Here is a 6,058-nt window from a genome sequence, read left to right as displayed (position 1 = left end):
CCGGCGGTCTGGGATTCCGGGGCGAAGGGGTGGATGGAAGCGAACTCCGGCCAGGAGATGGCCTCCATCTCGGCCGTGGCGTTCAGCTTCATGGTGCACGACCCCAGCGGGATCATGGTCCGGTCCAGGGCCAGATCGCGGTCCGAGAGACGGCGGATATAGCGCAGCAACTGGGTCTCGGAACGGTGCGTGTTGAACACCGGGTGCTGCAGGAAGTCGGAGGAGCGCTCGACGGCGGGGTCCAGGCCAAACGCAGTGTCCGTGCCTGCAGCCGCGGCAGTCACGGACGCGCCGAACGCGGCGATGACGTCGGCGACGACTGCCACCGTCGTGGCCTCGTCGGCGGAGATGCCGACGGTGTCGGCGTCGATGGCGCGCAGGTTGACGCCCTTGGCGTCGGCTGCCGCGATGATCTCAGCTGCCCGGCCCGGCACGGAGACGGTGATGGTATCGAAGAAGGAGGTGTGCAGCACGTCCAGGCCGGCGGCCTTCAGGGAGGCGGCGATGGTCTTAGCGTGGACGTGGACCGACTGGGCGATTGCCTTCAGCCCGTCCGGGCCGTGGTAGACGGCGTAGAAGGAAGCCACGATGGCCAGCAGGGCCTGGGCGGTGCAGATGTTGGAGGTGGCCTTCTCGCGGCGGATGTGCTGCTCGCGGGTCTGCAGGGCCAGGCGGTAGGCGGGGACGCCGGCGTTGTCCTTGGAGACACCAACGAGGCGGCCGGGCATGGAGCGCTCGAGCCCCTTCTGAACGGCCATGTAGGCGGCGTGCGGGCCGCCGAAGAACAGCGGCACGCCGAAGCGCTGGGCGGAGCCGACGGCGATGTCAGCGCCCTGCTCGCCCGGGGACGTGATCAGGGTCAGGGAGAGGAGGTCTGCCGCGACGGTGACGAGGGCGCCGCGTTCCTTGGCATCGGCGATCACGGCGGTGTGGTCGAACACGCGGCCGGAGACGCCCGGCTGCTGCAGGACGACGCCGTTGATGACGCCGTCGGGCAGGCCCTTGGAGAGGTCGGCGACCTCGACCTCGAAGCCGAGGGCCTCGGCGCGGCCCTTGACGATCGCGATGGTCTGCGGCAGGCAGTCGGCGTCGAGGACTGTCTTGCCGTCGTGGGCGGTCTTATTCTTGTTGGCCCGGCGCATCATCAGCACGGCCTCGGCCACGGCGGTGGCTTCATCCAGCAGGGAGGCGTTGGCGATCGGCAGGCCGACGAGGTCCTGGACCATGGTCTGGAAGTTCAGCAGCGCCTCGAGCCGGCCCTGTGAGATCTCGGGCTGGTACGGCGTGTACGCGGTGTACCAGCCCGGGGCTTCGAGGACGTTGCGGCGGATCACCGGCGGGGTGAGCGTGTCGTAGTAGCCCTGCCCGATCATCTGCACGGCGGTCTTGTTCTTCGACGCCAGTTTGCGCAGCTCGGCGAGGACTTCGACTTCGCTCAGGGCCGCGGCGAGCGCCAGGTCGGCGTCCTGGCGGATGTCCTTCGGAACGGCGGTGTCCACCAGGGCGTCGACGGTGTCGTAGCCGACAGCCTTCAGCATGGCGTCGACGTCGGCCTGGCGGCGCGCGCCGATATGCCGGTCAACGAAGGACGTGGAGGCTGGGGTAACAGTCACAAGGAACTCCATAACTCAGGCGGCGCAGGGTACGCCACATTGATTCGGGTTCCTCCCCGCTCTGTATTGGACCTGAGAGTTTCCGCGCAGCCTGCGTTTCAGGGCTCCGCTTGCACCGTCGGTGAGCACAGCATGTCCGGGACACGCCTGCTACTTTCCAGAGATGCCTTGCCGCGGCGGTACATGGGCCTGAGAGATTCCTGGGGAGGGTTTGCTCCTACGGCGCCTGCTTGTACCTACTTGCAGGACTCTCCCGCCGCAGATCAAAGGCGTATTTAATTGGGTGTTCAATCGAGGGTGACAACAGTCACAGCTCTCATTGTCCTATGCCGGGCGCGCGTCCGCAAACTCCCTCCCGGCGGCGGACCCACGTTACGGGCCACGAGCCACCCGGCGGCGAATCCGGCGGCGCGAATTCGCCGGAAACGCCCGGAGTCGCCGCAACTTTCCGGCGTACTCGAACGCTTCCGGCGAAGTCGGCGGGGAGTAGAGGGTCGGCGGGCGTAGGGGGTCGGCCGGGGGTGGGGGGTGGGCTTCAGCCGCGCAGGCGCTCGACGGCGGCCAGGAGGCTCTGGACGTCCGCCTCGACTTCCGGCGGCGGCCCGCCGGGACCCCGCGCGAGCATGGCATTGAAGTACAGCCCGTCCCCCATGCACAGGACGGCCTTCGCCATGGCGGGCCCGACGTCGGCCGCCAGCAGTTCCAGCCAGCTCGCCTGGCCGGCGGCGAAGCGGCGGAGGGTTTCCCCGTGCGCCACCTCGGCGAGCCGCGTGGCGGCCACGAAGACCCGGTCCATGGGCGTGTCGGCCCACACCGAGGACTTGATGAAGTACGCCGCCGCCCCTTCCGGGGCTGCCGCCATGGCCGCAACATCCTCAGCCAGAAGCCGGTCCAGCCGTTCCAGCAGGACCGCGATCATCGCCTCTTTAGTCGGGAAATGGTAGAGCAGGCCGCCCTTGGAGACGCCGGCCCGGCGCGCGACGGCGTCCAGCGTAGCGGCGCGTTCACCGACTTCGATGAGCAGGGATTCGAAGGCATCGAGCACGGCCTCGCGGGCGACGGGTTTCCTGGGCATGCCTCCCATCATGCCTGTCCGCCCGCGCAATTCTTAACTGTACCGTCCAGACGGTATAGTTATCTTCATGAGCATTTCATCGATCACCGCAGCCACCAGCACTCCTGCGGCCACCGGGCCCCGGGCTCCGTGGCGTGACTGGGTGGCGCTGGCCCTGCTGATGTTCCCCGTCCTGCTCGTGGCCGTGGACAACACCGCGCTCACGTTCGCCTTGCCGGCCATCGCCAGCAGCCTGACCGCCTCCGGCGTCGAACTGCTCTGGATCGTCGACGCCTATCCCCTGGTCCTGGCCGGACTCCTGGTCGCGATGGGTTCCCTGGGCGACAGGATCGGCCGGCGCCGGCTGCTGTTCGTGGGCAGCGCGGGCTTCGCCGCGGTGTCGGCCGTGACGGCGTTCGCGCCGAGTGCGGAGTGGCTGATCGCCGGCCGCGCCGGGCTTGGCCTGTTCGGCGCCATGCTCATGCCGTCCACGCTGTCGCTGATCCGGAACATCTTTCCGCAGCCCAACAGGCGCAGGCTGGCGGTGGCGATCTGGGCCGCAGGATTCTCCGGTGGCGCCGCCCTCGGCCCGATTGCCGGCGGCTGGCTGGTGGAACACTTCTGGTGGGGCGCCGTCCTGCTGGTCGCGGTGCCGATCATCCTGCCCCTGCTGCTGCTCGGGCCGGCGCTGATCCCGGAATCCCGCGATCCGAAGCCGGGCCGGGTGGACGTGCCCAGCATTGCCCTGTCCCTGCTGGTCATGGTGCCGGTGGTCTACGGGATCAAGGCCCTTGCCACCCACGGGCCGGCTCCTGAGGCCTTCGCGAGCATCGGAACCGGCCTGCTCATGGGCTATGTGTTCATCCGGCGGCAACGCGCGCTTGCCCGTATCCACAGGTCAGACCACAGCACCGCGCCGATGCTCGACGTCAGCCTGTTTGGCAACCGGATCTTCAGTACGGCCATTGTGGCCAACGTCCTGGCGCTGTTCTCCTTCAACGGCTTCATTCTCTTCCTGGCCCAGCACCTGCAGCTGCTGGAGGGCCAGTCCCCCTCGGCCTCCGGCGTCGCCATGGTCCCGGCCCTCATCGCCACAGTTGTGGCGGGGCTGCTCGTGGTCCCGCTGGTGCGCAAGGTGCGGCCCGGCTTTGTGGTGGCCGGCGGCCTGCTGCTGAGCGCGGCGGGCTATTTCCTGGTGGCCTTCGGCGACCACAGCCAGGGCCCGTCGTTGCTCCTTGCCGCCCTGCTGGTGCTCTGCCTGGGGGTGGGCGCCGCCGAGACGATCTCCAATGACCTGATCCTGGGCGCGGCGCCCGCCGACAAGGCAGGGGCAGCCGCCGCCATCTCCGAGACCGGCTACGAAGTGGGGTCCCTGCTGGGTACGGCGATTCTCGGCTCAATCCTGACGGCCTCCTACCAGGGCAACCTCCGGCTTCCCGCGGGCGTGTCCGAACTCGCCCCGGCGGCGGCCACCAGCCAGGCCGGTGAAACCCTGGCCGGCGCTGTGGATCTGGCACGGATGCTTCCGGCGCCCCTGGCGGAGGCGGTGACGGCGGCCGCGCGCACCGCCTTCGACTCGGGCGTGCACGTCACGGCGTCAATTGCGCTGGTCCTGATGTCCGGGGCCTGCGTCCTGGCCGCCGTCGTCCTGCGGTCGGTGCCGAAGGCCCAATAGGGCTCAGGGGCCGTCGTCAGCGTCACGCCGCCGTCAGCGTGCCGGGAGGATACCCGGCGCCGGACGCTGCTGTTTTGGGGGGCTGGCGGGAGCCGGTCCCTACTTGCTGTCCGGGGTGGTCACGCTGGCCGTGGCCCGCATGGTCTCGGCATTCACCATCCAGGCGTACTGCTCAAACTTGGCGATGAACTCGTGCAGCAGATCCGCGGTGGTGGGATCTTCCTCGTCCACTTCGTCATGGACCTTGCGCATGGTGCCGACCGCCGCCTCCAGCGCGGCGACAATCCGCTCGATGGCGTCCTTCGTGTTGATCAGGCCCTTCGGGAACTCGGCCAGTGCGGTGGACTTGGAAACCGTGGAGCTACGGCCGTCCGGGAGGGCGTGAAGGGCACGCATGCGCTCGGCGAGGTCATCCGCGAATCCCCGGGCGGCGTCGATGATCTCGTCCAGCTGGAGGTGAAGGTCCCTGAAGTTGGTCCCGACGATGTTCCAGTGTGCCTGCTTGCCCTGAACGTGGAGTTCGATCAGGTCCACCAGTACTGCCTGCAGGTTGGTCGTCAATGTGGGTGATGCTTTCATGAATCCTCCTCGATAGAACCGGTGCCGTACGGGCCGCGCATGCCATTGCTGGCACCCCGGCCGATGCTTCCGACGCTACCGCAGCGCGGCGGCGGGCCGCGATGCTTCTGGGAGGAATTTCTCGGTCAGCTTACTAAGTCGGCTTACTAACCGTTTTGGGGCGGTTTATTCGGCCTCGTTGAGGAAGGGCCCACGCGGGAACACGGCCCGTGTGATGCCGCCGGAGGTGGATTCGGACAGCTGGGTGAGGTAGTCGTTGCGCCGCCGCGGGGTAATCCTGGACTGCGGGTGGAACGGCTGCTCGGGGTCGTCGGCGTAGTGGGCGCTCAGGCCGTCTCGCATGAGCCGGATGGCTTCCGAACGCCGCTGGGACACCGCTGCGTGCGTGGATCCGAGTTCCGCGGCCAGGTCTTTGACCGTGCGGTCGCCGAAGTAGATCTCCTCCACCACGTAGCGCATCCGTTCCGGGAGGGATTTCACGGCGGCCCGAAGGTACTGGAGGCGTTCGTCCGCGAGCACAGAGTGTTCCGGGGTGAGGGTTTCGGCGGCCAGGGTGCCCACCACGGAGGCTTTTGCCCGAGGCGCTGCCGGTTGACCATGGTCAAGGCGCGGTCAGCCCGGCGCCGTCCGGTGCCGTTGCCCAGCCGGTGCTGCAGGAACCACATGAGGCCAAGCACCGCGCCCAGGGCCACGACTACCCGCAGCCCGAGGATCAGTGTCCGGGTCTTCAGTCCGGACCAGGCTGAGGGGATAGCCGGTGATGGCCGGAAAGTCCCGGGCCTTGCTCAGGATGTATGCCCGGTACTCCGCGCTGAGCTCGACCACTTCGGCGAGGCTTTCGAGCACCACGTAGGCGGCGCCGTCGAGCGTCACCAAGTGCGTATCCGGGCTCTCGTGGATGCGTTCAATGAGGTCCGGATTGACCGCGAAGCGCGTTCCGTTGAGGCGTGTGACGACGACCATGGGCCGATTCTGCTCTGTGAGGGGAAGGGTGTTCTCCTCCGTACTGTCGGCACCCGGGGCCCCTTCGTCAGGCGCCGTCGTCAGGCGGCTTGCCAAGGTGCCGGTGCCCGGGGGCGGCCGGCGCAGCAACATTCCCCGTGCCAAGGCCGCCGCGCGGTATTAGGGTGGGACCTG

General features: G+C 68.3%; 6 protein-coding genes and 2 riboswitches. Of the genes, 1 reads left to right on the top strand and 5 read right to left on the bottom strand.

Annotation, left to right across the window (positions count from 1 at the left end; genetic code table 11):
* On the bottom strand, positions 1-1,625 hold a 1,625-nt coding region (locus AC1D0A_RS21650; protein WP_476946806.1), incomplete at its 3' end, for an aminomethyl-transferring glycine dehydrogenase.
* Between the two features lie 39 nt (positions 1,626-1,664).
* Positions 1,665-1,779: riboswitch (glycine riboswitch) on the bottom strand.
* A gap of 1 nt (position 1,780) precedes the next feature.
* Positions 1,781-1,879, bottom strand: a riboswitch (glycine riboswitch).
* Positions 1,880-2,148: 269 nt separating this feature from the next.
* On the bottom strand, positions 2,149-2,688 hold the full coding sequence (locus AC1D0A_RS21645) for a TetR/AcrR family transcriptional regulator (RefSeq protein ID WP_243182231.1): 540 nt from the start codon (positions 2,686-2,688) through the stop codon (positions 2,149-2,151).
* Between the two features lie 67 nt (positions 2,689-2,755).
* On the opposite strand from AC1D0A_RS21645, the gene AC1D0A_RS21640 reads away from it, so the two are divergent.
* Positions 2,756-4,342: an MFS transporter gene (locus tag AC1D0A_RS21640; RefSeq protein WP_476946805.1), complete on the top strand. Its 1,587-nt coding sequence runs from the start codon at positions 2,756-2,758 to the stop codon at positions 4,340-4,342.
* A 99-nt stretch (positions 4,343-4,441) separates the two neighbouring features.
* Here the strand turns inward: AC1D0A_RS21640 and AC1D0A_RS21635 are convergent, their stop codons facing one another.
* The 3 genes from AC1D0A_RS21635 to AC1D0A_RS21625 all read right to left on the bottom strand — a co-directional run bounded on the left by AC1D0A_RS21635 (position 4,442) and on the right by AC1D0A_RS21625 (position 5,884).
* On the bottom strand, positions 4,442-4,921 hold the full coding sequence (locus AC1D0A_RS21635; RefSeq protein ID WP_028275324.1) for a Dps family protein: 480 nt from the start codon (positions 4,919-4,921) through the stop codon (positions 4,442-4,444).
* Between the two features lie 165 nt (positions 4,922-5,086).
* Complete coding sequence (locus AC1D0A_RS21630) at positions 5,087-5,485, bottom strand: sigma-70 family RNA polymerase sigma factor (protein ID WP_476943899.1); 399 nt, start codon at positions 5,483-5,485, stop codon at positions 5,087-5,089.
* A gap of 48 nt (positions 5,486-5,533) precedes the next feature.
* Positions 5,534-5,884 carry a flagellar FlbD family protein gene (locus tag AC1D0A_RS21625; RefSeq protein ID WP_243182228.1) on the bottom strand — a complete coding sequence of 117 codons (351 nt, stop codon included), beginning with the start codon at positions 5,882-5,884 and terminating at the stop codon, positions 5,534-5,536.
* Positions 5,885-6,058 lie beyond the last annotated feature (174 nt).

This window comes from Arthrobacter sp. P1_D4 (assembly GCF_056406115.1).
The sequence above is the reverse complement of the archived record's forward strand: the minus strand, read 5'-3'. Positions and strand labels throughout refer to the sequence as shown.